This window comes from Streptacidiphilus sp. EB129 (assembly GCF_041262645.1).
GTDB lineage: Bacteria > Actinomycetota > Actinomycetes > Streptomycetales > Streptomycetaceae > Streptacidiphilus.
The window spans coordinates 147,340-170,072 of the sequence record NZ_JBGCCS010000014.1 but is presented as its reverse complement, the minus strand read 5'-3'; the positions used below and the strand labels follow the sequence as shown (position 1 = coordinate 170,072).

Here is a 22,733-nt window from a genome sequence, read left to right as displayed (position 1 = left end):
GTTGCCGTCCATCACCTCATGCCTCCTCAGCGGCCTTGAACAGCGCCGCCCTCGGGTTCTCCGAGGCGGTCGCGTCGCGGTACTGCTCCAGAGCGGTCAGCGCGTCGCCCTCGGTCTCCGGCGGGACCGCGACCTCCACGGTCACCAGCAGGTCGCCGCGGGTGCCGTCCTTGCGGACCGCGCCCTTGCCGCGGGCCCGCATGGTGCGGCCGTTGGCCGTCCCGGCCGGGACCTTCAGGGTGACCGGGGGGCCGCCCAGGGTGGGCACCCTGATCGTCCCGCCCAGAGCCGCTTCAGGGAAGGTGACCGGCACGGTGACGGTCAGGTTGTCGCCCCGTCGGCCGAACACCGGGTGCTCCTGGACGTGCACGGTGACGTACAGGTCGCCCGGCTGGCCGCCGCGCTCGCCCTGCGCGCCCTTGGCCTTGAGCCGGATCCGCTGGTTGTCGGCGACGCCGGCCGGGATCCGCACCTGCATGGTGCGGGCCGAGGTGGCCCGCCCGCTGCCGTGGCAGACCTCGCAGGGGTCGTCCACGATCAGGCCGCGGCCCTTGCAGTCGCGGCACGGGTCGGACAGCGCGAAGTTGCCCTGCCCGCGTTGGACGTGGCCGGTGCCGACGCAGGTCGGGCAGACCCGCGGGGTGGTGCCGGCCTTGGCGCCGGTGCCGGCGCAGGTCTTGCAGGCGGCCTGACTGGTCATCCGGAGCGGGACGGTGGTCCCCTCCACGGCCTCGATGAAGCTCAGGGTGACCTCTGACTCGACGTCGGCGCCACGCCTCGGCTGCGCCGTACGGGTCCCGGCGCCGCGGTTGAACAGGCCGCCGAAGACGTCGCCGATCCCGCCGCCACCGCCGCCGCCGAAGGTGCCGGACTGGCCGCCGAACAGGTCGCCGAAGTCGAAGCCCGAGCCGCCGGTGCCGCCCCCGCCGGTGCGGAAGCCGCCATTGGCGAACAGCGCCCGCGCCTCGTCGTACTCCTTGCGCCGCTTGGGGTCCGAGAGCACGTCGTTGGCCTCGGAGATCTCCTTGAAGCGCTCCTCGGCGGTGCGGTCGCCCTTGTTGGCGTCCGGGTGGAACTCGCGGGCCAGCTTGCGGTACGCCTTCTTGATCTCAGGCGTGGAGGCGTCCTTGGGCACACCGAGGACCTTGTAGTAGTCCTTCTCCACGTAGTCCTTGCCGCTCAACGGAACTCCCTCCTTCCCCTGCTGACGTCCGTCCGGGTGATGGGGCCGTGGGACCGTACCCCGGAGCGTGCCCCGGCATACGGTCCCACAGTCGCCACCCGATCAGTCCTCGTTGTCACCGTCGCCCTTGGCGGCGGCTTTTCCCGACGCGGAGCCCTTCGAGCTCTTGGCGCCCTTCGCGTCCTTCACCGGTGCGGCCTCGGCCGCCTCGGCGTCCGACGCCGCACCCGGCTCCGGCTCCGCCACGGCGACCCGCGCCGGGCGGATGATCCGGTCGCCGATCTTGTACCCGGGCTGCAGGATCTGCACGCAGGTGGTCTCGTCCACGTCGGCCGAGTAGCTGTGCATCAGCGCCTCGTGCAGCTGCGGGTCGAAGGGCTCGCCCTGCTTGCCGAACTGCTGCAGCCCGAGCTTGGAGACCACGGTCTCCAGCGACTCGCCGACGGACTTGAAGCCGCCCGTCAGCTCCTCGTGCTCACGCGCCCGGCCGATGTCGTCCAGAACCGGCAGCAGGTTCTCCAGCAGGGCGGCGACGGCGATCTCACGCACCGTCACCCGGTCCCGCTCGACCCGCTTGCGGTAGTTCTGGTACTCGGCCTGGAGCCGCTGCAGGTCCGCGGTGCGCTCGGCGAGCTGCTTGCGGGCCTCGACCAGATCCTCAGCGGCGGTCGCCGCATCGGCCTCGGCGGCGGGGGCCGCCGCGTCGGCGGCTCCCGTCTCCTCGGCCTTGGCGGCAGAGTCGGCGCCGGGCTTCTTCGCGTCGCCCTGCGTCTTCCCCTGCGTCACTTGGCACCGCCCTCGCGCTTCTCGTCGTCGACGATCTCGGCGTCCACGACGTCGTCCTCAGCCGCGCCGGCCGCGTCGTGCGGGGCGTCGGCCGGGCCGCCGGCTGCCGCCGCGCCCTCGCCGGCCTGCGCGTACAGGGCCTGGCCGAGCTTCTGCGAGGTGGCCGAGAGCTTCTCGGTGGCCTCGCGGATCGCGGCGCTGTCCTCGCCCTTGAGGGCTTCCTTGAGGTCGGCCACCGCTGCGGCGACCTCGTCCTTGACCTCGCCGGGGACCTTGTCCTCGTTGTCCTTGACGAACTTCTCGGTCGTGTAGACGAGCTGCTCGGCGGTGTTGCGGGTCTCGGCGGCCTCGCGGCGCTTGTGGTCGTCCTCGGCGAACTCCTCGGCCTCGCGCATCATCCGCGTGATGTCCTCCTTGGGGAGGGCCGAGCCGCCGGTGACGGCCATGCGCTGCTCCTTGCCGGTACCGAGGTCCTTGGCGGAGACGTGCATGATGCCGTTGGCGTCGATGTCGAAGGTGACCTCGATCTGCGGCAGGCCACGGGGGGCCGGCGGCAGGCCGGTCAGCTCGAACATGCCGAGCTTCTTGTTGTACGCCGCGATCTCGCGCTCGCCCTGGTAGACCTGGATCTGCACGGACGGCTGGTTGTCCTCGGCCGTGGTGAAGATCTCGGAGCGCTTGGTGGGGATCGTGGTGTTGCGCTCGATCAGCTTGGTCATGATGCCGCCCTTGGTCTCGATACCGAGGGACAGCGGGGTGACGTCGAGCAGCAGGACGTCCTTGACCTCGCCCTTGAGCACGCCGGCCTGGAGGGTCGCGCCGATGGCGACGACCTCGTCCGGGTTGACGCCCTTGTTGGGCTCCTTGCCGCCGGTCAGCTCGCGGACGAGCTCGGCGACGGCGGGCATCCGGGTGGAACCGCCGACCAGGACCACGTGGTCGATCTCGGACAGCGCGATGCCGGCGTCCTTGATGACGTTGTGGAACGGGGTCTTGCAACGGTCCAGCAGGTCCGAGGTCAGCTGCTGGAACTGGGAGCGCGAGAGCTTCTCGTCCAGGTGCAGCGGGCCCTCGGCGGAGGCCGTGATGTAGGGCAGGTTGATCGTGGTCTCGGTCGAGGACGAGAGCTCGATCTTCGCCTTCTCGGCCGCCTCGCGCAGACGCTGCAGCGCCATCTTGTCCTTGGACAGGTCGACGCCGTGGCCGTTCTGGAACTGCTTCACCAGGTGGTCCACGACGCGCTGGTCCCAGTCGTCGCCACCGAGGTGGTTGTCGCCGTTGGTGGCCTTGACCTCGACCACGCCGTCGCCGATCTCCAGCAGCGACACGTCGAAGGTGCCACCGCCGAGGTCGAACACCAGGATGGTCTGGTCGTCCTTGTCCAGGCCGTAGGCCAGCGCGGCGGCGGTCGGCTCGTTGACGATGCGCAGGACGTTGAGGCCCGCGATCTCACCGGCCTCCTTGGTCGCCTGGCGCTCCGAGTCGTTGAAGTACGCCGGGACGGTGATGACCGCGTCCGCGACCTTCTCGCCCAGGTACGCCTCGGCGTCACGCTTGAGCTTCTGCAGGATGAAGGCGGACATCTGCTGCGGCGTGAAGTCCTTGCCGTCGATGTTCACCTTCCAGTCGGTGCCCATGTGCCGCTTCACGGACCGAATGGTCCGGTCGACGTTGGTCACCGCCTGGCGCTTGGCCACCTCGCCTACGAGGACCTCGCCGTTCTTGGCGAAGGCGACGACGGACGGTGTGGTCCGGGCGCCCTCGGCGTTGGTGATGACGGTGGGCTCACCGCCTTCGAGGACGCTGACGACAGAGTTCGTCGTACCGAGGTCGATTCCGACCGCACGAGCCATCGTGGAACCCTCCTGAGGGGGAAGTTGAGTTGAACAGGCTCAATCGTGCCTCATGGATTCCGTTCCGTCAACAGAGCTGAGCGGGTGGGGCTCAACTTTATTCAGCCCTTATCTGGAAGGCATACTGCGGGGCCGGAGCGGGCGGTGCGGGAGTGCCGCCGCGGGGCTGATGTGACCGGCGGCATAGGAGCGCACCGGTATCGGGCGGGGTATGGTCCGGCTGACCGGCCGACCGACCCGGTGCTCCCCGAATAAGTTACCGACCGGTATCATCGGTGGGACTCTCTCCACCCCGACCTGCCGCCAGCCCCTAGGAGACGGAGCGATGCAGCTCGCCGCGATCGTGATCTCACTGGTCACGACACTGGTCGGTACCGCGCTGGCCGCGCGCGCCGCCCTTTACATCTACACCTTCGTCAAGCTCGGCGCAGATGTGCCGGCCGGGTCCCGTACCGGCGACCCCGTGCAACGCGTCAGGACGGTGGCCAAGGAGTTCCTCGGCCACACCCGGATGATCACCTGGGGCGTCGTCGGCGTCGCGCACTGGTTCGTCGCGGTCGGCTTCTTCACGCTGATCCTGACCCTGGTGACCGCCTTCGGGCAGCTCTTCGACGCCGGCTTCGCGCTGCCGCTGATCGGCCACTGGGCGCCGTACCTGGTCTTCGAGGAGGTGGTCGGCACCCTCACCACGCTGGGCATCGCCACCCTCATCGTGGTCCGGCTGCTGTCGCTGCCCGGCCGGGCCGGCCGCAAGAGCCGCTTCGCCGGCTCCATCGCCTGGCAGGCCTTCTTCGTCGAGTACGTGATCCTCGGCATCGGCATCTGCATCCTGGTGCTGCGCGGCGTCGAGGGTGCGCTGGAGGGCGTCACCCACTACGAGGCCAGCTACTTCATCACCTACCCGCTGGTGAAGGCCTTCTCCGGGCTCTCGGTCGGCACCCTGCAGAACCTGATCTACCTCTTCGCGACGCTGAAGATCACGATCTCGTTCACCTGGGCGATCACCATCGGCCTCAACCCCTCGATGGGCGTGGCCTGGCACCGCTTCCTGGCCTTCTTCAACATCTTCTTCAAGCGCGAGCAGGACGGCGACGTCGCCCTCGGCGAGCTGCTCCCGATGACCTCCGGCGGCGTCCCGATCGACTTCGAGGACCCCGCCGACGACGCCGTCTTCGGCGTCTCCCAGGTCGAGCAGTTCTCCTGGAAGGGCCTGCTGGACTTCTCCACCTGCACCGAGTGCGGCCGCTGCCAGTCGCAGTGCCCGGCCTGGAACACCGGCAAGCCGCTGTCGCCCAAGCTGCTGATCATGAACCTGCGGGAGCACGCCTACGCCAAGGCGCCCTACCTGCTGGCCGGCGGCGGCAAGGACGCGGAGGGCAACGAGAAGGCCACGGCCGAGCAGCTGGCGGACGTCCCGGCGGCAGCGCTGGCCGAGGCCGAGCGCCCGCTGATCGGCACCGCGGAGGAGAACGGGGTCATCGACCCCGACGTGCTGTGGTCCTGCACCACCTGCGGCGCCTGCGTGGAGCAGTGCCCGGTGGACATCGAGCACATCGACCACATCGTCGACATGCGCCGCTACCAGGTGATGATCGAGAGCAGCTTCCCGACCGAGGCCGGGACCATGCTCAAGAACCTGGAGAACAAGGGCAACCCGTGGGGCATGGCCACCAAGGCCCGGCTGGACTGGGTGAAGGAGCTGAAGAAGGAGACCGGCATCGAGGTCCCCGTCATCGGCGACGACATCGACCCGGCCGAGGTCGAGTACCTGTACTGGGTCGGCTGCGCCGGCGCCCTGGAGGACCGGGCCAAGAAGACCACCAAGGCCTTCGCCGAACTGCTGCACACCGCGGGCGTGAAGTTCGCCATCCTCGGCAAGGAGGAGTCCTGCACCGGTGACTCCGCCCGCCGCCTGGGCAACGAGTTCCTGTTCCAGATGCTCGGCGCGCAGAACGTGGAGACCCTGAACACGGTCCTCGAGGACGCACCCGTCAAGCGGATCGTGGCCACCTGCCCGCACTGCTTCAACACCATCGCCAACGAGTACCCGCAGCTGGGCGGCCACTTCGAGGTCATCCACCACACCCAGCTGCTGCAGCACCTGATCGACGAGGGCAAGCTGGTCCCGGTGAACCCGGTCGAGGGTCTGATCACCTATCACGACCCCTGCTACCTGGGCCGGCACAACAAGGTCTACACCCCGCCGCGCGAGATCATCGCGGCCGTGCCCGGTCTCCGCAACGAGGAGATGCACCGTCACAAGGAGCGCGGCTTCTGCTGCGGCGCCGGCGGCGCCCGCATGTGGATGGAGGAGCGCATCGGCAAGCGGATCAACACCGAGCGGGTGGACGAGGCGCTGTCGCTGAACCCCGACATCATCTCCACCGCCTGCCCGTTCTGCCTGGTGATGCTCTCCGACAGTGCCAACGGGAAGAAGAGCGAGGGCGCGGCCAAGGAGAACCTGCGGGTCGTCGACGTGGCGCAGCTGCTGCTCGACTCGGTCAAGGCCACCCCGCAGGCCCCTGCCGAGACCCCGGAGCCCGCCCCGGCCGGCTCCTGAGTACCGCGCACTCCCGATCGACAGGGTGTTCCCTTCCCATGAAAGTGGGAATGGGGACACCCTGTGGTTCGACTGGGATGATGTCCTAAAATCCGCATCATGACTGACGGTTCGCAGAATCCGGAGGGGGGCGCCACCCCCCAGGAGCGTTCGGCTCCCCCTTTGTCGCACGACCCGCGCGTGCCCGTCCAGGATTCGTCGCCGCGTCCCGAGACCGAGAGCACCGTCATCATCGGCCGGGTGCTGCCGGCCTCGTCCGGCGCGCCGTCCGGGTACGGGTATCCGCAGCCCGAGCAGCAGCCCTACCCGCCGCAGCAGGGCGGCGGCGGGTCTTTCCAGCAGCCGGGTCAGCAACCGGCGCAGCAGCCCCCGACCGTGACGCAGCAGGGCGGGCCGCAGCAGCCGGGCCAGCAGCCCCCGAACTGGCAGCAGCAGCCTCAGCAGCCGTCCTACCAGCAGCAGCCGTCGCCCCAGCAGCCCGCGTACCAGCAGCCGACGGTGCCGAACTACGCGTCTCCGCCCGCGCCTCCGCAGCCGGTCAGCCCGTCGGGTCCCGACTGGCAGGCGCTCGCCGAGCGCAACGAGAGCAGCAGCCGGCGCCGCAACAGATGGTGGGCGATCGGCATAGTGGGAGTGGCCTGCGTGCTTGGCATCGGGGCCGGCGTGTTTATCATCAACCACACCGGCAAGAAGCCCGGCCCCCAGCCGCAGGCCGCCTCGGGTTCCCCCAGCGCGTCGGCTTCCTCCTCCGCTTCGCCGACCGCCGCCCCCACGGCCTCCGGCGGGCCGATCACCGACCGCTCCGGCGTGATCGCCCTCGATCCCGCGGCCGACGCCAAGGTGGTCCGGGTGAACGGCGGCGACGTGCTCAAGCTCAACGGCGGCGTCAACTCCTTCGGTGAGACGACCAAGCCGGTGGTCGACGTCTCCAGGAGCTTCAGCGTCTCCGCTTGGGTCCTCAACGACGTGGCCTCGGGCTCCCGGTCGGCCATCAGCCAGGGCAACGGCTCCTACTACTCCTTCGACCTGGGCCGGGAGAACTCGACCACGCACAACTCCTGGGTCTTCAAGGTGCAGACCTCGTCCGGGGACGCGGACAACACCATCTACCGGGCGCTCGCCAAGGGGACCGCGCCGGCGGGTGCGTGGACACTGCTCACCGGTACCTACGACGCGGGCAGCCACACCATCGCGCTCTATGTGAACGGCGTCCTCGCGTCCAGCACCGCGGTGCCCGGCATCTGGTCGGCGCCCGGTCCGCTCGAAGCCGGCCGGGTCCGCTACCAGGGCAGCTGGACCGACAACTGGGCCGGCGTGGTCGGTGACATCCAGATCTGGAACCGGGCGCTGACACCCGCCGACGCCCTCGGCATGAAGAACGGGACGGCGAGCGCGGGTTCGCCCCCGGTCGATTCCTGGCTGATCAACTAGCCGGAACACCGGAGAATCCGGGGGGCGTGGCCGCGACGGGTGGCCACCCCCTGGCCGGCGGGTGAACGCGGCTCTCGTCCAGGATCCGCATCATCACAACATGGCATCAAGGGCATCAGCAGGCACCTGCGTTCGACTATTGTCACGCGAGGGTTCGATAGCATGCGGAGGCTCGCCCGCCACTTACGCATCGGTTCCGAGGCGTTGTGGGCTACCAACTCCGCAACACGGCCCCGTCGGTAGCGGTCACACTGGGGGAATCCGTGAAAAAGCTCTCGGTCGTCATACCCGCGCTCAACGAGGCGGCGAACCTGCCGACCGTCATGGCGTCAATTCCGGTGGACGGGCTCAGGGACGCGGGCTGGAGCACCGAGGTGGTCGTGGTGGACAACGCCTCGACCGATGACACCGCCGACGTCGCCAGAGCCCTCGGGGCACGGGTGGTGGAGCAGCCTCTGCGCGGCTACGGGAACGCCTACCACGCGGGGTTCGAGGCGGCGACCGGTGAGGTGATCGCCACCGGTGACGCCGACTGCACCTATCCGTTCGACGCGCTGCCGGAACTCCTCCGCACCCTGGTCGACCAGGACATCGAGTTCATGACCACCGACCGCCTGCGGCGTGAGAACCGCCCGGCGATGAAGACCTCGCACGCCGTCGCCAACCACGCGCTCAGCGCGCTGAGTCGGGCTCTGTTCCGCAACGGACTGCGTGACTCGCAGTCCGGAATGTGGGTGTTCCGGCGGGACATCTGGCAGGCCCTCGACGTCCGGTCCACCGGAATGGCCTTCTCGCAGGAGATAAAGAACTCCGCCACCCGGGCCGGCTACCGCGTTCTCGAGGTGCCGATCGAGTACCGCGTGCGTGGTGGCGAGGTGAAGCTCAACGCGCTTCCCGACGGGATGGCCAATCTGCGCCAGCTGTTCGAGCACCGCTTTCGCGAGCCGGTCCGGCCCGCCGTCACGGGCGGCATTCCGGCGCAGGCCACGCAGTCCAAGGGACCGCGAACCGATCAGTTCGAGCCGGTATGACGGCGCAGCCCGAAGCGGGGGAGGAGGAGCCCGAGCTCCCCTCGCCTCCCCGTCGCACCGGTGCGGGGCGTCTGCGGCGACGCCGCCGCGGGCCCAGCGTCAGGGCCAGGGTGGTGACGGCGCTGGTGGCCTGTGCGGTCGCCGTGGGCCTGGGTGCGGCCGCGTGGTCGGTTCCGGCCGCGCGCACGGTGCTGCTGCAGTCCTTCACCCAGGAGCCGAGCCCGTACGCCGAGCTGTACTTCACCAGTCCGCCCGGTTTCGACGGATCCACCGTGGTGGTCCCGGTCGCTCTGGACGACCACGGGACCGGTGTCCAGTCCTACCGGGTGCAGGTCGACCTGGAGTCGGCCACCGGGAAGTTCCTGGCCACCACCACGGTGCGGGTGACCCCGCGGACCGGGGTCCCGGTGCCGGTGGTGGTGCGCACCGTGGCGCCGGTCGGCACCGCGGTCATCCTGGTCCAGCTTCCCGGCCATCCGCAGACACTGCACTTCCGCCTCGTCAACTAGCCGACCCCTCTCATCCCAAGGGCACTGAATGAACAGCACACGGAGCCAGGCCGTCGTCACGACGAGCTGGGACGACGGGCACCGGCTCGACCCCAGGCTGGCTGCGCTGCTGGAGAAGTACCGCATTCCCGGCACCTTCTACATCGCGCCGCGGAACCTGGAGATCGAGCCGGCCGACCGTCTCGACTCCGCGGGTATCCGTGACCTGTCCGAGCGCTTCGAGATCGGTGGGCACACGCTCACCCACCAGCGCCTGCCGCTGATCTCCGAGCAGGAGGCCGCCGCGGAGATACGGGACGGCAAGGCGGAGCTGGAGGAGATCATCGGGGCTCCGGTCACCAGCTTCTGCTACCCGCGCGGCGAGTACACACCCGTGCATGTCCGACAGGCCGGGGAGGCCGGCTTCAGCCTGGCCCGGACGGTGGAGCGCAGCTCGCTCGACCCCGGCGCGCCGATGGAGCTGTCCACGACCATCAACGCCTACGCGCACCGGGTCGACGGACCGCTCGCCCTGCGGCTCGCCGGCAAGAAGCCCTGGACCGCGGCCAAGCTCTACCTGGAGTGGGACGAGCTGGCGATCCGCTGGTTCGACCTGTGTCTGGAGCGCGGTGGGGTGTACCACCTGTGGGGGCACAGCTGGGAGGTGGACGCACGCAGGGACTGGCACCGGCTGGAGCGGGTGCTGGCCCATGTCGCCGACCGCCCGGACGTCACCTATGCCGACAACCGGGATATACCGGGGCTGGATTCCTGATGCGCACCGTCCTGCAGATCACGCCCTACTATCCGCCCCATCTGGGCGGGCTGGAGCGCGTGGTGGAGCACCTCTCGGCGCAGCTGGCCCGGCGCCACCGGGTCCAGGTGGTCACCACGGTGCTCGGTGCGGACGGTGCCCCGCGCCGTTCCCGGGAGGGCGCGGTCGACGTCCGGCGCCACCGGGCGGTGGAGGTCGCGCACACCGCCCTCGCCCCCGGGCTGCCGCTGTCCCTGCTGCGTGCCCCGCGAGCGGCCGTGCTGCATCTGCACAGCGCGCACGCCCTGCTGCCCGAGCTGGTCGCGTTCACCGCCCTGGTGCGCCGGCAGCGGTTCATCGTGCACTTCCACCTCGACGTCGACGCCTCGGGCCGTCTCGGCTGGCTGCTGCCCGCCTACAAGAAGCAGGTCTTCGGACGGGTGCTGCGCGCGGCCGCGGCGGTCGTCGTGCTGACCGGGACCCAGGCGGAGTTCATCCGGAGCACCTACGGAGTGCCCGCGGAGCGGGTGTTCGTCGTCCCCAACGGAGTCGGGGCCGAGTACTTCATGCCGGTACGGGAATCCGCTGGGCGCCCGCTGCGGCTGCTCTTCGTCGGACGGCTCAGCGCGCAGAAGAACGTCGGCCGCCTGCTGGAGGCGATGAGCCTGCTCCGGGAGCCGGTCCAGCTGCGGGTGGTCGGTGACGGTGAGCTGCGGGAGGAACTGGAGTCGCAGGCGAAGCGGCTGGGGCTGACCGGGGTGACCTTCGAGGGCGGTCTGCTCGGTCCGGACCTGCTCCGCGCCTACGCGGACGCCGACGCGCTGGTGATGTCCTCGGACAAGGAGGGAATGCCGCTGGTGGCGCTGGAGGCCATGGCGGCGGCGCTGCCGGTGGTGGCGACCGACGTCCCGGGCAACGCCGAACTGCTCGGCGGGGTCGGACTGCTGGCCGCACCCGAGCCCGCGGCGCTGGCCGCCGCGATCGACTCGGTCGCCGCCGGCCCGGAGCTGCGGCTGGCGCTGGCGCGGCGCAGTTCGGCAGCGGCGGGCGGCTACTCCTGGGACGCGGTGGCCCGGCAGGTGGAGGACGTGTACACGGAGGTCTTCGGAGCGGAGACCGCGGCGGCAGAGGTCGTCGGATGACCCTGCCCTTCTGGGCGCGGGGACGCTCGGGGCTCCTCTGCGGCATCACGCTGACCAGCCTGCTGGAGCTGGCCCCGGGGGTGCCCGCGGTCCCGTTCACCATGGCCGGACTGTGGCTGCTGTTCGGCGCCCCGACCCTGCTGTGGCGTGGTGTCGCCTCCCGCGCCGTCTCCCGCCGGGACAGCAGCCTGCTGCTCGCGCTGGGTCTGGCCGTGATCACCGACCTGCTGGTCGCGCTGCTGCTGAACACCGTCCTGCCGCTGGTCGGCATGGTGCATCCGCTCACCAGGGTGCCGCTGGCCGGGGCCTCGGGGATGGCGCTGATCGCCCTCGGGGCGCTGCTGCCCGAGGAGGAACGGGAGAAGCCGGAGCAGCGAGCGTCCGGCCGGGGCGCGCCGCAGGGCCTGTTCGCGGTGGCCGCCCTCGGGTCGGTCACGCTGGTGCTCTCGGTCGCCGGGGCGATCCGGCTCAACAACGGTCTGAGCGGTGCGGTCAGCACGGTGGCACTCACGGCCGTCGCCGCACTGCTGGTGCTGCTGATGGTGCGGCGACGGCGCTATCCCGCCGAGGTACTGGAGTTCGGCCTGTTCCTGGCGGCCGCGGCGCTGCTGCTGCTGACCTCGCTGCGCGGCTGGTTCATCACCGGGCACGACATCCAGCGCGAGTACCAGGTCTTCCAGCTGGCGTACCAGGCAAGCCGCTGGAACGTGGGCTCGCTGGCCGACGCCTACAACGCCTGCCTCAGCATCACCCTGCTGCCGGCGGAGGTGGCCCGGCTCACCGCGATCCCGGGCGTCTATGTCTTCAAGGTCCTGTTCCCGCTGCTGTTCGCGCTGACCCCGGTGCTGGTGTACCGGTCGGTGCGCAATGTCGCGCCGCAGTTCGTGGCGCTGCTGTCGGCCGTCTACTTCATGGCGTTCCCGACCTTCTTCACGGACATGACCTTCCTGGGGCGCCAGGAGATCGCCTTCCTGCTGCTCGGTTGCGCGATGGTGGTGCTGACCGACGCGGGCCGTCCGCTGCGGCTGCGCCGGCTGATCGTCACCGTGCTGCTCGCGGGGATCGTGCTCTCGCACTACTCGACCACCTACGTGGTGGTGGCCACCCTCGGTCTCGGTCTGGCCGCCGACCTGCTGTGGCGGCTGGCCGGGCGGCGCGGCGCCGGCAGCGGCGGACGGCGCCGTACCGGCCGGGCGCAGGCGCAGGGCTTTGTGACCTGGTGGATGGTGGCGGCGTCCGCCGTGCTGGCGCTGGTGTGGGCGGGGCCGGTCACGCACACCAGTGGGCAGTTGCAGAGCACGCTCACCCAGTCCCTGCAGGACATCCTCCATCCCGGGCACAGCCAGGGCGGCTCCTCCGACACCTCGTACAGCCTGTTCGGCGGCGGCGCGGTCAGCCCCGACCAGCGGCTGAGCCAGTACCGGACCGAGACGGAGCAGTTGACGGCCGCCCAGCGCGCCCGCGGGGAGCGCATCCCGCTGAAGGTGGTGAACACCTATCAGACCGTCGCGGTGCCGCAGCCGAACCAGCCGCTCACCGCGGCCGGGCAGGTGCTGCAGTCCACCGGTCTGGACGTGGTCGCGGCGAACGGGTTCGTGCGGCAGGCGCTGGCGCGGCTGCTGCAGGTGCTGCTGCTGGCCGGAGTGGTGGTGACGGTCAGGTGGCGGCGCAAGGGCTTCCGGCCGACCAGGGACCAGCTCACCCTGACCGTGGGCGCGGTGGGCCTGATCGCGGTCCTCACGGTGCTGCCCCAGCTCTCGGTCGACTACGGGGTGCTGCGCGCCTTCCAGCAGGGCCTGTTCTTCTTCGCGCCCTTCATCGCGGCCGGCACATTGTGGGCCCTGCGCTGGGCCGGGCGCCGGTCGACGCACCTGGTCTGCGCCGCGATGGCGGCGATGTTCCTGGACCTCACCGGTGTGGTCCCGCAGCTGCTCGGCGGCTACCCGGGCCAGCTCAACCTGAGCAACTCGGGCCAGTACTACGACATCTACTACGACCATCCGGAGGAGCGCACGGCGATGGCCTGGCTGCTGGCGCACACCGCGGCCGACCCGGCCACGAACGGTCAGTCCGAGATCCAGACCGACCGGTTCACCTTCGACCGGCTGCAGACGATGATCGACGAGCCGAACCTGGAGGACATCTACCCCACCCTGCTGAGTTCGTACTCGTATGTCTTCCTCGGCACGACGACGGTACAGACCGGACAGGTGACCATCTCCTACCGCGGCGACCTGGTGACGTACCAGTACCCGGTGACTCTGCTGGACCTGCAGAAGGACCAGATCTACAGCAGCGAGGGAGCGTCGATCTACCGATGACCGGGTCCGGCCCGCAGCCGCTGCGGGTGCTGCTCGTCAGCCACTACTACCCGCCGCACGTCGGCGGGATCGAGAACGTGGTCCGTCAGGAGGCGGTCCGCCTGGCGGCCCGGGGCGTCCAGGTCACGGTGCTGACCAGCGGGGAGCGCGGGGAGGTGCGCGACGAGGAGGGGGTGCGGGTGGTCCGGGTCGGCGCCTGGAACGGTGCCGAGCGCCGTGCGGGTGTCCCCTTCCCGCTGCTGTCACCGCTGGTGCTGACGGCCGCCCGGCGCTGGGCGCGCTGGGCGGACGTGGTGCATATGCACGACTGCTTCTACCTGACCTCGTGGGCGGCGGGGCTCGGCGCGGTGCTCACCCGCACCCCCTATGTGCTGACCCAGCACGTCGGGCTGGTCCAGCATCCGTCCGCCCTGGTTCGCGGGGTACAGCGGGCGGTGTACCGCACGGCGGGACGTGGGCTGCTGCGGCGGGCCCGCCGGGTGTTCACCCTGAACGCCACGGTCGCGGACTTCGTCCGCTCGCACGGCGTCCGCCCGGAGCGTGCCCGGCACCTGCCCAACGGTGTGGACACCGCGCTGTTCCGCCCGGCCGCGTCGGCGCTGGAGCGGTGCGGCGCCAGGAGGCGTTTCGGGCTGCCGCAGGACCGCGTGCTGGTGCTGTTCGTGGGCAGGATGGTGCCCAAGAAGGGCTACGACCTGCTGCTCGCCGCCCGCGGGCCGGCCGCCGACTACGACCTGGTGTTCGCCGGCGACGGGGACGCGCCGGCGCTGGCCGGCCTCGCCGGGGTGCACCACCTCGGCGCGCTCCGGCCCGAGGTGCTCGCCGACGCGTACCGGGCCTGCGACGTGTTCGCGCTGCCCTCGACCGCGGAGGGCTTCCCGCTGACGGTGCAGGAGGCCATGGCGTCCGGACTGCCGGTGGTGACCACCGACGACCCGGGGTACGCGCCCTACCGGCTCGACCGCTCCCGGGTGACGCTGGTGCCCAGGGACGCCGCCGTGCTGCGCGGCACGCTGACGACGCTGGCCGAGGACGAGGCACTGCGCGCACGGATGGGCCGTTACTCTCGTAGCTGCGCCACGACGGACTTCGCCTGGGAGGAGCATGTGGGAGCACTGATCGAGCACTATCGCGACGCGCTGCCCACGGGGGCGCCATGAGGACGCTCCCCGGTCCGCTCGGTCGGCCGTCGGTCCGTCCGCTGCTCGAAGTCGCCCTGCTGCACGGTCTGCTCGGCTGGCTGTACGTGGCCGCCGTCGCGGCGACGAGACCGGACGCGATGGCCGTGCCCATCGCCTCGGTGCTGCCGATGCGCCGGGACACCTTCGGCGCGTGCTGCTTCGCGGTCTCGGGACTGGCGGCCTTCGCCCTGCAGGCCGGCGAGCAGGCGTTCCGGCGCCGCCCCGTGCGTCGCGGCGCGGTGGACGCGGCGCTGCGCACCGTGGTCGGATACGCCCTGCTGGTGTGGGCCTACCTCTGCGTCAACTCGCTCACCCACCCCGGGACCACCGCACGTCAGCTGACCCACTTCGCCACCGTGCCCACCGAGGGCACGGCCGCGGTGGGCTGTTTCGCCGCCTCCGCCGTGGCGCTGTACCTGCTTCGCAGCCGCGGTGCGCGCCGGGCCGCGGCGGGAACCGATGGGTAGGCACAGCGGCGGACCGGGCGGCCGGGCGGGTGCCGGTGCCGGTTCCGGTGCCGCCGGGCGGGGCAGCGCCAGGCACGCCCGCCCCGCCGACCAGGTGTACCGCAGCTCGTTCTTCATGATGGCCTCGACGGTGACGACGGCCGGCCTGGGCTTCCTGTTCTGGGTGGTCGTCGCGCGCTTCTACAGTCCCGGCCAGGTGGGCCTGTCGACCTCGCTGATATCCGCGACCTCGCTGATCGCCTACCTCAGCCTGTTCGGGCTGAACAGCACGCTGGTCCGTTTCCCGGCACCGGACTTCGCCCGCAACTCGCAGGTGTCGCAGTCCATGGCCCTCGTGGCGGTGACCGCCTGCGTGGCCGGAACGGTCTATCTGCTCGGACTGCCCTGGTACGGCCACAAGCTGATGTTCGTCAGGGACCACCTGGTGCTGGCCGCCGCGTTCGTCCTGTTCTGCGCGTGCGCGGGGCTGAACCAGCTGACCGACTCCGTCTTCATCAGCGCGCGGATGCCGCAGTACAACGTCCTGGTGGACGGCTTCATCCAGGGGCTGACCAAGCTGGCCCTGCCGTTCGCCCTGGTCGGTTTCGGCGCGGCCGGCATCGTCGGGGCCACCGGCGGCGGCTACGCGGTGGCCGTCGCCGCCTCGCTCTTCCTGATGCGGCGTCGGCTGGGCTTCGGCTTCGACTTCCGCACCCGCGGCACCCGGCTGATGGAGCAGTTCGGCTTCTCCGTCGCCAGTTACGCCTCCAGCCTGCTCAATCTGGCGCCGCTGATGGTGGTCCCGCTGATCGTGCTGCAGGTGCGCGGCGCCGAGGACGCCGGCTACTACTATGTGGCCTTCCAGATCTCCAGCATGCTCACGGCGCTGTCCTACTCGGTCGGAGAGGCGATGTTCACCGAGGCCTCGTACGACGAGTCGCGCTTCCCCGAGCTGCTGCGACGCTCCGGCGGGATCATCGCCGGCGTCCAGATCCCGGCCGCCGCCGTCGTGGCCGTCGGCAGCGGACTGCTGCTGCAGATGTTCGGCGGCGCGTACGCGACCCGGGCCCAGTCGCTGCTGGCCGTGCTGGCCGTCGGAGCCGTCGCCGTGGGCCTCAACACCTGGGCCAGCTTCGCCCTCAAGATCGCCCGAAGGATGAAGCACCTCATCCTCAGCAACGTGGTCTACGCCGCGGTGACCATCGGGCTGGCCGTTCTCTGGGCCCCGCGCGGTCTGGTGTGGATCGGCTGGGCCTGGGGCGCCGGCAACCTCGCCTCCGGCGTGTACGCCGCGGCCGCCCTCCTCGCCGGCCGGGTCCGGGTGGCCGTGCCGGCCGCACCGCCAGCCCTGGTCCTGCACGATCCCGTCCTGCACGATCCCGTCCTGCACGATCCCGTCCTGCAGGAACCTGTCCTGCAGGAACCGCAGATGCTCCCGGCCGATGGGTACTACCGATGAAGATCGTCGTGATCAACGCCTATGTGCGGGAGAACGCGGGGGACGCCGCCCTCCTCGCCGTCTGCCTGCGGCAGGTCGGCGAGGCGTTCCCGGACGGCCGGGTGCAGATCGCCGGTATGGAGGACGCCGCCGTCCGCCCGGACTTCGAGGGGGTGCCGAACCTCGGCTCGATCTGCCGCTACGTCGCCGACGGCGGGGTCCCGAAGCTACGCCGGATCCTGCGCAGGCTGGTCGTCGGCTCCCTCGCGGTCCTCGCTCTGCTCATGCCTCGGCCGGTGGCCCGGCTGCTGCTGGCCCTGCTTCCGGCCGAGGTGAGGCGTGAGGCCGACGCCGTGGCCGGCGCCGACCTGGTGGTGTCCATGGGCGGCGGCTACCTGTACGCACGCCCCGGGCTCGACGGCTACCAGAACGTCTTCTTCGTGCTGCTCCCGGCACTGATCGCGCAGAAGGCGGGCGTGCCGGTCGTCTTCGCGCCGCAGTCCTTCGGGCCGTTTCCGGCACGGCCGCAGCGCTGGCTGGTCGGCCGGGTGCTGCGCCGCGCGGTGCTGGTGCTCGCCCGCGAGGACGTCAGCGTCGGCATCCTGGCGGACTGCGGGGTCACCGAGCCACAGGTGCGGCGCGCCGTCGACTCGGGCTTCGCCTTCGACCCCCCGGTCTCCACCGACTGGCGGGCGCGGATGGGTGTGGACCCGGAGCAGCCGCTGGTCGGGATCACCGCTCGCCGCTGGCTCGCCCCGGCAGCCCAGGAGGGCTACGAGCGGGCGCTCGCCGCGACCGTCGACTCGCTGCACGCCGACGGCGTCCGGGTGGTGCTGATCCCGCAGGTGAGCACCGACTACCTGGACGACGACGACCGCATCGTCGAGCGCCGGATCGCCGGGTACTGCGCCCGGCAGCCGCTGCTGATCGAGGACCGCGTCGACTACCGCGACCTCAAGGGCATGTACCGGGAGTGCTCCCTGCTGATCGGCACCCGCTTCCATTCGGTGATCTTCTCGCTCACCAGCGGGGTCCCCTGCGTCGCGATCGAGTACGAGCACAAGACCCGGGGGATCATGGCCGATCTCGGCCTCGGGGAGTGGGTCCTGCCGATCGCCGAGGTGACCCACGCGCGGCTGTGGGCGCTGGTGTCCGCGCTGCGCGCGGATCCGGAGCAGTACCGCGAGGCCATGCACCAGCGACTGCCCGGCTACATCGCCCGGGCCGAGCGGTTCCCGGAACTGCTCCGGGCCGCGACCACCGGCGCCGGCGACCGTCCGGCCACCGGGCGGGACGGGGTGCTGGTCTGATGGCGGACCCGGAACGCACGGTACTGCTGGCGGCTCCCTACTTCCCGCCGGACGTCGGCGGGGTGGAGAACTACGTCTGGCACCTGGCCAGGGTGCTCCGGGCCAGGAACGGCTGGCAGGTGGTGGTCGCGACCACCGCGAGGCCGGGGGAGGCCCCGGGCCGGGGCCAGGGCCCCGACGGCGTCACGGTGCACCGGCTGCGATCGCTGGCCAGGGTCTCCAACACGCCGCTCGGAACCGGCTGGCGCCGCAGCCTGCGCGCCATCGTCGAAGCGGAGCAGGTCGATCTGGTCAACGCACACGCTCCGGTACCGCTGTTCGCCGACGCCGCCGCACGCGCCTGCCCGGCCGTCCCGTTCGTGCTGACCTACCACACCGGCCGAATGCGCAAGGGGCAGCTGCTCCCTGACGCGGTGTGCGCGCTGTACGAGCGGACCCTGCTGGCCGGGACGGCCCGGCGGGCACGCGAGGTCGTCTGCTCCTCGGACTATGTCGCCGCCGACCTGCCACGCCTGTTCGGGGGGCGGGCGACGACCGTCTCCCCGGGGGTCGACCTGGACCGCTTCACGTCCGGACCGGTTCCCGCCGAGCCGCGGATCGCCTTCGTCGGCTCGCTCGACCGGGCCACCTCCTACAAGGGGCTGGCCGAGTTGCTGCGGACCGCCGCCGTCCTCGCCGCGGACCGTCCCGACCTGAGGGTGGAGGTGGTCGGGTCCGGCTCGGCCGCCGAGGAGTACCGCGCGCTGGCCCGTCAGCTGGGGATCGGCGGGCAGGTGGTCTTCAGCGGGCGGCTGGAGGGCGAGGAACTGGCCGCGGCCTACCGGCGGGCCAGGGTCCTCGCGCTGCCCACGTCCTACGACAGCTTTCCCAGCGTGCTGGTGGAGGCGATGGCCTGCGGGCGACCGGTCGTCACGACCCCGGTCGGGGGTATCCCCTCGCTGGTCACGGACCGGGTGAACGGGCTGCTGGTGCCGGTGGGCGACGGGCCCGCGCTGGCCGGGGCGCTGTGCTCGGTGCTGGACGACGACGCCCTCGCCGGCGCGCTGGGTGCGGCGGGCCGCGCGCTGGTGTCCCGGGAGCTCTCCTGGGACCGTCAGTGCGACCGGACCGCCGAGGTCTTCGAGCGCGCCCTCGTCAGTGGTGCTCCCGCTCGTACGCGGCGATCGCTTCCCTCAGCGCGTTGAAGGCCGGCTTCGGGCTGCCGTCGAGGCGCCGCAGACCGAAGAACAGGGACCGGGAGGCCTTCTGGGCGGGTGTTCCCGAGTCCCGGTCGGCGAACCAGAACAGGGCCGTGACATGCGAGTTCGCGGCTGTGGCGGTCACCGTGTCGGTGGCGATCCGGGCCTGGAACGCCTCGGTCACATGGGTCGTGTTCGGCGGGATGGTCTTCCCGTCCGAGGCCACCCCTGGACCGTTCGTCCCTGCTCCCGTCTCGGTGATCCAGATCGGCAGGTTGGGGGTGCCGTACTTGTCCAGGACCGCGACGAGGTTGTCGCTGTAGCTGCTGATCCGCTCGTAGGCGGTGCCGAACCGGGTGACCGCGCTGGGCAGAATCGGATAGGTGTACGGGTGGTAGCTCAGGGCGTCCACCAGGTGGTTGGCGCCGAGCTTGGACACCGCGGTCAGGAACGCGGTCTGCGACATCCAGCCGGTCGTGGGGTTGGAACCGACCGCGGCGAGCCCGCCCATCAGCAGGTAGGCCCTCGGGTCGACGCTGCGCAGTTCCTGGGCCGTCTCCCGGAGCAGCTGCGTGTACCCCGCGGGATCGGGCTTGGGTGCCCAGAACGGGGTGATGTTCGGCTCGTTCCAGATCTCCCAGGTGTGCACGCCCTGGGGGGCGTAGCGCCTGGCGGCGGTGGCGGCGAACGCGGCGAAGGCGGCCGGGTTCGCCGGGGCGCACGCGGCGCTGTCGCAACCCGCCTTGCGGGCCCAGGCCGGCGTGTACCCGAGGGTCGGCAGGACGTCGAGGCCGCGGGCCCGGGCGGCGTTGACGATCCGGTCGAAGCGCGGCCACTGGTAGCTGTCGGCCGAGTCCGGCTGGATGTCCTCCCAGGACAGATCGACCCTGATCCAGTGCGCCCCGAGGGTCACCGCGTCGTCCAGCCCCGCTGCCAGGTCCTTGTCCGACATCCACACCAGGGTGTCGCCGTAGGCGATGCCGATCCGCATCTGCCGGGGTTCCGTCGCGGGCGCGACAGCTGTGGGCGCGTCAGCCACCGCGGACTGCTTCGGCGTCGCCGAGGAGGATGCCGCGATGACCGTCGCGCACGCGGTCACGGAGAAGGCCACCAGGGCCATCAGCAGCCTCTGACGTATACCGGAGAGTTTCACCACGCGGTTCAGCATAGGTCCAGTCCCAGCGGGGGAAGAGAACGGGCTTGCCCGGTGGCATGCTCCGGGTACCTTCTGATGGTGGGTACCAAGGGATTCAGTCTCAGGCGCAGGGGGCAGGGCGGTCCGGGCGCGGACGCGCCGCAGCCGCCCCGCGCGTCCGACGGGGGCGGGGCCGGGGGCCGGGGCAGGATGCCCGGCGACGACGATGTGCCCGGACACACACGGTCGTTCACGCTCGGCGAGATGCCGGCGGGCGAGGTGCCGCCCGGCGGCGGCGCCGGTGTCGCCGTGAGCGAGGAGCGGATCACCACCTACCGCGCGGGTCAGCCCCATCCCCGAGTGGGGAGCTCCCGGCTGGCCTGGCGTCCGCTGCTGGCCGGGATGTTCCGCCACCCCACCCGCACCTTCGCGCAGATGCGCGGGCACCAGGTGTGGGCCCCCGCGCTGATCGTCTCCGCCGTGTACGGGGCGCTCGTGGTCTTCGGCTTCGGCACCAGCCGCGATCAGGTGGTGCACTCGACCTTCTCGCTGGCGCTGACCATCCTGGTCTCCAGCGCGGTCGGGATCATCCTCGCCGGGCTGATGTTCGGCGCGGTGACCCACGCGCTGGCCCGTCAGCTCGGCGGTGACGGCGCCTGGGCGCCGACCATCGGCTTCGCCATGCTCATCGCCTGGACCACGGACGCCCCCCGGCTGCTGTTCTCGTTCTTCCTGCCGAGCGGCAACGGCTTCGTGCAACTGCTCGGCTGGGGCACCTGGCTGCTCTGCGCCTGGCTGCTGACGGCGATGGTCCGGCAACTGCACGACCTGCCCTGGGGCAAGGCGGCCGCCGCAGCGGCGATCCAGCTGCTGGCGCTGCTCATCGTGATCAAACTGCCGATCCTGGGCTGAGGCGGCCGTCCCACGGCCCGTCGCGGCATCGGCGAAGATGGTGGAGACCGGTCCGCACCATCAGGAGTAAGCGAGAGCCATGACCCTCCCCACCACGTCCACCCACGTGACCTTCCCGGCCGGAGCGGTCGACGGCAGCTCCACGGTGCTGGCCGTGCTGCCGCTGCCCGACGGCCGGCACGGCGTGGTCACCGAGGCCACCCCGTTCCACCCGCTCGACCACACCTGGCCGGACCAGCCCGCCGACACCGGCACCCTGGACGGCCGGCCGGTGCTGGACTGCGTCACCGGAGCGGTCAGCCCGGAGGGCGAGTTCTTCCTCGGCGCCGAGATCCCGGTGCGGCGCGGGGAGGAGGACTGGGCCTGGCTGGCGGTCCATGTGACCGAGGAGCCGGTGGCCGTCGGCGCCACCGTGGAGCTGCGGGTGGACGCCGACCGGCGCGCCGCGCTCTGCGCCTCCCACACCGGCTGCCACCTGCTGGCGCTGGCCCTGAACGCGGCGCTCGCCTCGCGCTGGCGCAAGGACCCGGGCCGCAGCGACGCCCTCGGTCACCCGGACTTCGACAGCCTGGCGATGGACTCCTCGCGGATGGACACCGCGGCGAGCACCGACGTCTACCGGATCGGGAAGTCGCTGCGGAAGAAGGGCTTCACCGCGGACGACCTCGCGGCCGACCTGCCGGCGCTGACCACGGCCGTGAACGAGCAGCTCGCCGCATGGGTGGCGGCCGACGCCGCGGTCCGGGTCGAGGCCCCCGGCCCCGAGCTCACCGCTCGCCGTCGCTGGAGCTGCGACCTGCCGGAGGGCCCGGCGTCGATCTTCTGCGGCGGCACCCACCTGAGCCACCTGGGTCAGCTCGCCGCGCTCACGACCGAACTGCGGCTGAGCGAGGACGGCACCGAGCTGACCGCCGTCACCTCGCCCAAGCGCCTCTGACCAGGCTCGGCGGCCTGCTCCGGCCGGGCCCGGCGGCCGCCGGGTGGTGATCGCTGCCGGGGCTCAGATCTTCGAGCGGTGGAAGTTCTGGAACGAACGCGACGGCGTCGGCCCGCGCTGCCCCTGGTAGCGCGAGCCGTACTTCGCCGAGCCGTAGGGGTGCTCGGCGGCGGAGGTCAGCCGGAACAGGCAGAGCTGCCCGATCTTCATGCCGGGGAAGAGCTTGATCGGCAGGGTGGCGACATTGGACAGCTCCAGCGTCACGTGGCCGCTGAAGCCGGGGTCGATGAAGCCGGCCGTCGAGTGGGTGAGCAGGCCCAGCCGCCCCAGCGAGCTCTTGCCCTCCAGACGGGAGGCGAGGTCGTTCGGCAGCGTGATGACCTCGTAGGTGGAGGCCAGCACGAACTCACCGGGGTGCAGGATGAAGGCGTCGTCCCCCTCCGGCTCCACCAGCCGGGTCAGGTCGGCCTGCTCCATGGAGGGGTCGATATGGGGGTACTTGTGGTTCTCGAACACCCGGAAGAACCGGTCGAGTCGTACGTCGATACTGGATGGCTGGACCATCTGCGGGTCGTACGGGTCGAGGACCACGCGCCCGGATTCGATCTCGGCCCGGATGTCCTTGTCTGAGAGCAGCACTCCACGAG

19 protein-coding genes are annotated in these 22,733 nt (G+C 71.1%); 14 read left to right on the top strand and 5 right to left on the bottom strand.

Annotation, left to right across the window (positions count from 1 at the left end):
- Positions 1-16: 16 nt before the first annotated feature.
- The 3 genes from dnaJ to dnaK all read right to left on the bottom strand — a co-directional run bounded on the left by dnaJ (position 17) and on the right by dnaK (position 3,822).
- Positions 17-1,183: a molecular chaperone DnaJ gene (gene dnaJ / locus ABH925_RS19285; RefSeq protein WP_370149489.1), complete on the bottom strand. Its 1,167-nt coding sequence runs from the start codon at positions 1,181-1,183 to the stop codon at positions 17-19.
- Positions 1,184-1,285: 102 nt separating this feature from the next.
- The gene (gene grpE, locus ABH925_RS19280; protein WP_370149487.1) at positions 1,286-1,969 is read right to left on the bottom strand and encodes a nucleotide exchange factor GrpE; all 684 of its coding nucleotides are present in this window, start codon (positions 1,967-1,969) and stop codon (positions 1,286-1,288) included.
- A complete protein-coding gene (dnaK, locus tag ABH925_RS19275) occupies positions 1,966-3,822 on the bottom strand; it encodes a molecular chaperone DnaK (RefSeq protein WP_370149486.1) in 1,857 nt (618 codons plus the stop codon). The genes grpE and dnaK overlap by 4 nt, the downstream gene beginning before the upstream one ends.
- A gap of 325 nt (positions 3,823-4,147) precedes the next feature.
- Between dnaK and ABH925_RS19270 the strand changes: the two genes are divergently transcribed.
- From ABH925_RS19270 to ABH925_RS19215, 12 genes are all read left to right on the top strand, one after another.
- Positions 4,148-6,382 (top strand): heterodisulfide reductase-related iron-sulfur binding cluster, encoded by a 2,235-nt coding sequence (locus tag ABH925_RS19270; RefSeq protein ID WP_370149485.1) that lies wholly within the window; start codon positions 4,148-4,150, stop codon positions 6,380-6,382.
- Between the two features lie 180 nt (positions 6,383-6,562).
- Positions 6,563-7,813: a LamG domain-containing protein gene (locus ABH925_RS19265; protein ID WP_370149484.1), complete on the top strand. Its 1,251-nt coding sequence runs from the start codon at positions 6,563-6,565 to the stop codon at positions 7,811-7,813.
- A 263-nt stretch (positions 7,814-8,076) separates the two neighbouring features.
- On the top strand, positions 8,077-8,844 hold the full coding sequence (locus tag ABH925_RS19260; RefSeq protein ID WP_370149482.1) for a glycosyltransferase family 2 protein: 768 nt from the start codon (positions 8,077-8,079) through the stop codon (positions 8,842-8,844).
- Positions 8,841-9,353 (top strand): hypothetical protein, encoded by a 513-nt coding sequence (locus tag ABH925_RS19255; RefSeq protein ID WP_370149480.1) that lies wholly within the window; start codon positions 8,841-8,843, stop codon positions 9,351-9,353. Before ABH925_RS19260 ends, ABH925_RS19255 begins: the two co-directional genes overlap by 4 nt.
- A 28-nt stretch (positions 9,354-9,381) precedes the next feature.
- Positions 9,382-10,107 carry a polysaccharide deacetylase family protein gene (locus tag ABH925_RS19250; protein ID WP_370149478.1) on the top strand — a complete coding sequence of 242 codons (726 nt, stop codon included), beginning with the start codon at positions 9,382-9,384 and terminating at the stop codon, positions 10,105-10,107.
- Complete coding sequence (locus ABH925_RS19245) at positions 10,107-11,228, top strand: glycosyltransferase family 4 protein (protein ID WP_370149477.1); 1,122 nt, start codon at positions 10,107-10,109, stop codon at positions 11,226-11,228. The genes ABH925_RS19250 and ABH925_RS19245 overlap by 1 nt, the downstream gene beginning before the upstream one ends.
- Positions 11,225-13,549, top strand: coding sequence for a DUF2206 domain-containing protein (locus ABH925_RS19240; RefSeq protein WP_370149475.1), 2,325 nt, complete (start codon positions 11,225-11,227; stop codon positions 13,547-13,549). The genes ABH925_RS19245 and ABH925_RS19240 overlap by 4 nt, the downstream gene beginning before the upstream one ends.
- Positions 13,546-14,709, top strand: coding sequence for a glycosyltransferase family 4 protein (locus tag ABH925_RS19235; RefSeq protein WP_370149473.1), 1,164 nt, complete (start codon positions 13,546-13,548; stop codon positions 14,707-14,709). Before ABH925_RS19240 ends, ABH925_RS19235 begins: the two co-directional genes overlap by 4 nt.
- Positions 14,706-15,197 (top strand): hypothetical protein, encoded by a 492-nt coding sequence (locus ABH925_RS19230; protein ID WP_370149472.1) that lies wholly within the window; start codon positions 14,706-14,708, stop codon positions 15,195-15,197. Before ABH925_RS19235 ends, ABH925_RS19230 begins: the two co-directional genes overlap by 4 nt.
- Positions 15,190-16,635: a lipopolysaccharide biosynthesis protein gene (locus tag ABH925_RS19225; RefSeq protein WP_370149470.1), complete on the top strand. Its 1,446-nt coding sequence runs from the start codon at positions 15,190-15,192 to the stop codon at positions 16,633-16,635. Before ABH925_RS19230 ends, ABH925_RS19225 begins: the two co-directional genes overlap by 8 nt.
- Positions 16,632-17,924 carry a polysaccharide pyruvyl transferase family protein gene (locus tag ABH925_RS19220; RefSeq protein ID WP_370149468.1) on the top strand — a complete coding sequence of 431 codons (1,293 nt, stop codon included), beginning with the start codon at positions 16,632-16,634 and terminating at the stop codon, positions 17,922-17,924. The genes ABH925_RS19225 and ABH925_RS19220 overlap by 4 nt, the downstream gene beginning before the upstream one ends.
- On the top strand, positions 17,924-19,108 hold the full coding sequence (locus ABH925_RS19215; protein ID WP_370149467.1) for a glycosyltransferase family 4 protein: 1,185 nt from the start codon (positions 17,924-17,926) through the stop codon (positions 19,106-19,108). Before ABH925_RS19220 ends, ABH925_RS19215 begins: the two co-directional genes overlap by 1 nt.
- Here the strand turns inward: ABH925_RS19215 and ABH925_RS19210 are convergent.
- Positions 19,059-20,258, bottom strand: a complete 1,200-nt coding sequence (locus tag ABH925_RS19210) for a cellulase family glycosylhydrolase (protein WP_370149465.1) — start codon at positions 20,256-20,258, stop codon at positions 19,059-19,061. The genes ABH925_RS19215 and ABH925_RS19210 overlap by 50 nt on opposite strands.
- Positions 20,259-20,501: 243 nt before the next feature.
- Between ABH925_RS19210 and ABH925_RS19205 the strand changes: the two genes are divergently transcribed.
- A complete protein-coding gene (locus ABH925_RS19205) occupies positions 20,502-21,149 on the top strand; it encodes a Yip1 family protein (RefSeq protein ID WP_370149464.1) in 648 nt (215 codons plus the stop codon).
- 79 nt (positions 21,150-21,228) lie between these two features.
- A complete protein-coding gene (locus ABH925_RS19200) occupies positions 21,229-22,086 on the top strand; it encodes a metal-dependent hydrolase (RefSeq protein WP_370149463.1) in 858 nt (285 codons plus the stop codon).
- A 63-nt stretch (positions 22,087-22,149) separates the two neighbouring features.
- Here the strand turns inward: ABH925_RS19200 and dcd are convergent, their stop codons facing one another.
- On the bottom strand, positions 22,150-22,725 hold the full coding sequence (gene dcd, locus ABH925_RS19195) for a dCTP deaminase (protein WP_370149461.1): 576 nt from the start codon (positions 22,723-22,725) through the stop codon (positions 22,150-22,152).
- Positions 22,726-22,733 lie beyond the last annotated feature (8 nt).

Excerpts from the sequence above, each read along its gene's own strand:
- dnaK (WP_370149486.1), bottom strand. The coding sequence starts at position 3,822 with ATGGCTCGTGCGGTCGGAATCGACCTCGGTACGACGAACTCTGTCGTC.
- ABH925_RS19270 (WP_370149485.1), top strand. The coding sequence starts at position 4,148 with ATGCAGCTCGCCGCGATCGTGATCTCACTGGTCACGACACTGGTCGGT.
- ABH925_RS19255 (WP_370149480.1), top strand. The coding sequence starts at position 8,841 with ATGACGGCGCAGCCCGAAGCGGGGGAGGAGGAGCCCGAGCTCCCCTCG.
- ABH925_RS19250 (WP_370149478.1), top strand. The coding sequence starts at position 9,382 with ATGAACAGCACACGGAGCCAGGCCGTCGTCACGACGAGCTGGGACGAC.
- ABH925_RS19245 (WP_370149477.1), top strand. The coding sequence starts at position 10,107 with ATGCGCACCGTCCTGCAGATCACGCCCTACTATCCGCCCCATCTGGGC.
- ABH925_RS19240 (WP_370149475.1), top strand. The coding sequence starts at position 11,225 with ATGACCCTGCCCTTCTGGGCGCGGGGACGCTCGGGGCTCCTCTGCGGC.
- ABH925_RS19235 (WP_370149473.1), top strand. The coding sequence starts at position 13,546 with ATGACCGGGTCCGGCCCGCAGCCGCTGCGGGTGCTGCTCGTCAGCCAC.
- ABH925_RS19230 (WP_370149472.1), top strand. The coding sequence starts at position 14,706 with ATGAGGACGCTCCCCGGTCCGCTCGGTCGGCCGTCGGTCCGTCCGCTG.
- ABH925_RS19225 (WP_370149470.1), top strand. The coding sequence starts at position 15,190 with ATGGGTAGGCACAGCGGCGGACCGGGCGGCCGGGCGGGTGCCGGTGCC.
- ABH925_RS19220 (WP_370149468.1), top strand. The coding sequence starts at position 16,632 with ATGAAGATCGTCGTGATCAACGCCTATGTGCGGGAGAACGCGGGGGAC.
- ABH925_RS19215 (WP_370149467.1), top strand. The coding sequence starts at position 17,924 with ATGGCGGACCCGGAACGCACGGTACTGCTGGCGGCTCCCTACTTCCCG.
- ABH925_RS19205 (WP_370149464.1), top strand. The coding sequence starts at position 20,502 with ATGCCGGCGGGCGAGGTGCCGCCCGGCGGCGGCGCCGGTGTCGCCGTG.
- ABH925_RS19200 (WP_370149463.1), top strand. The coding sequence starts at position 21,229 with ATGACCCTCCCCACCACGTCCACCCACGTGACCTTCCCGGCCGGAGCG.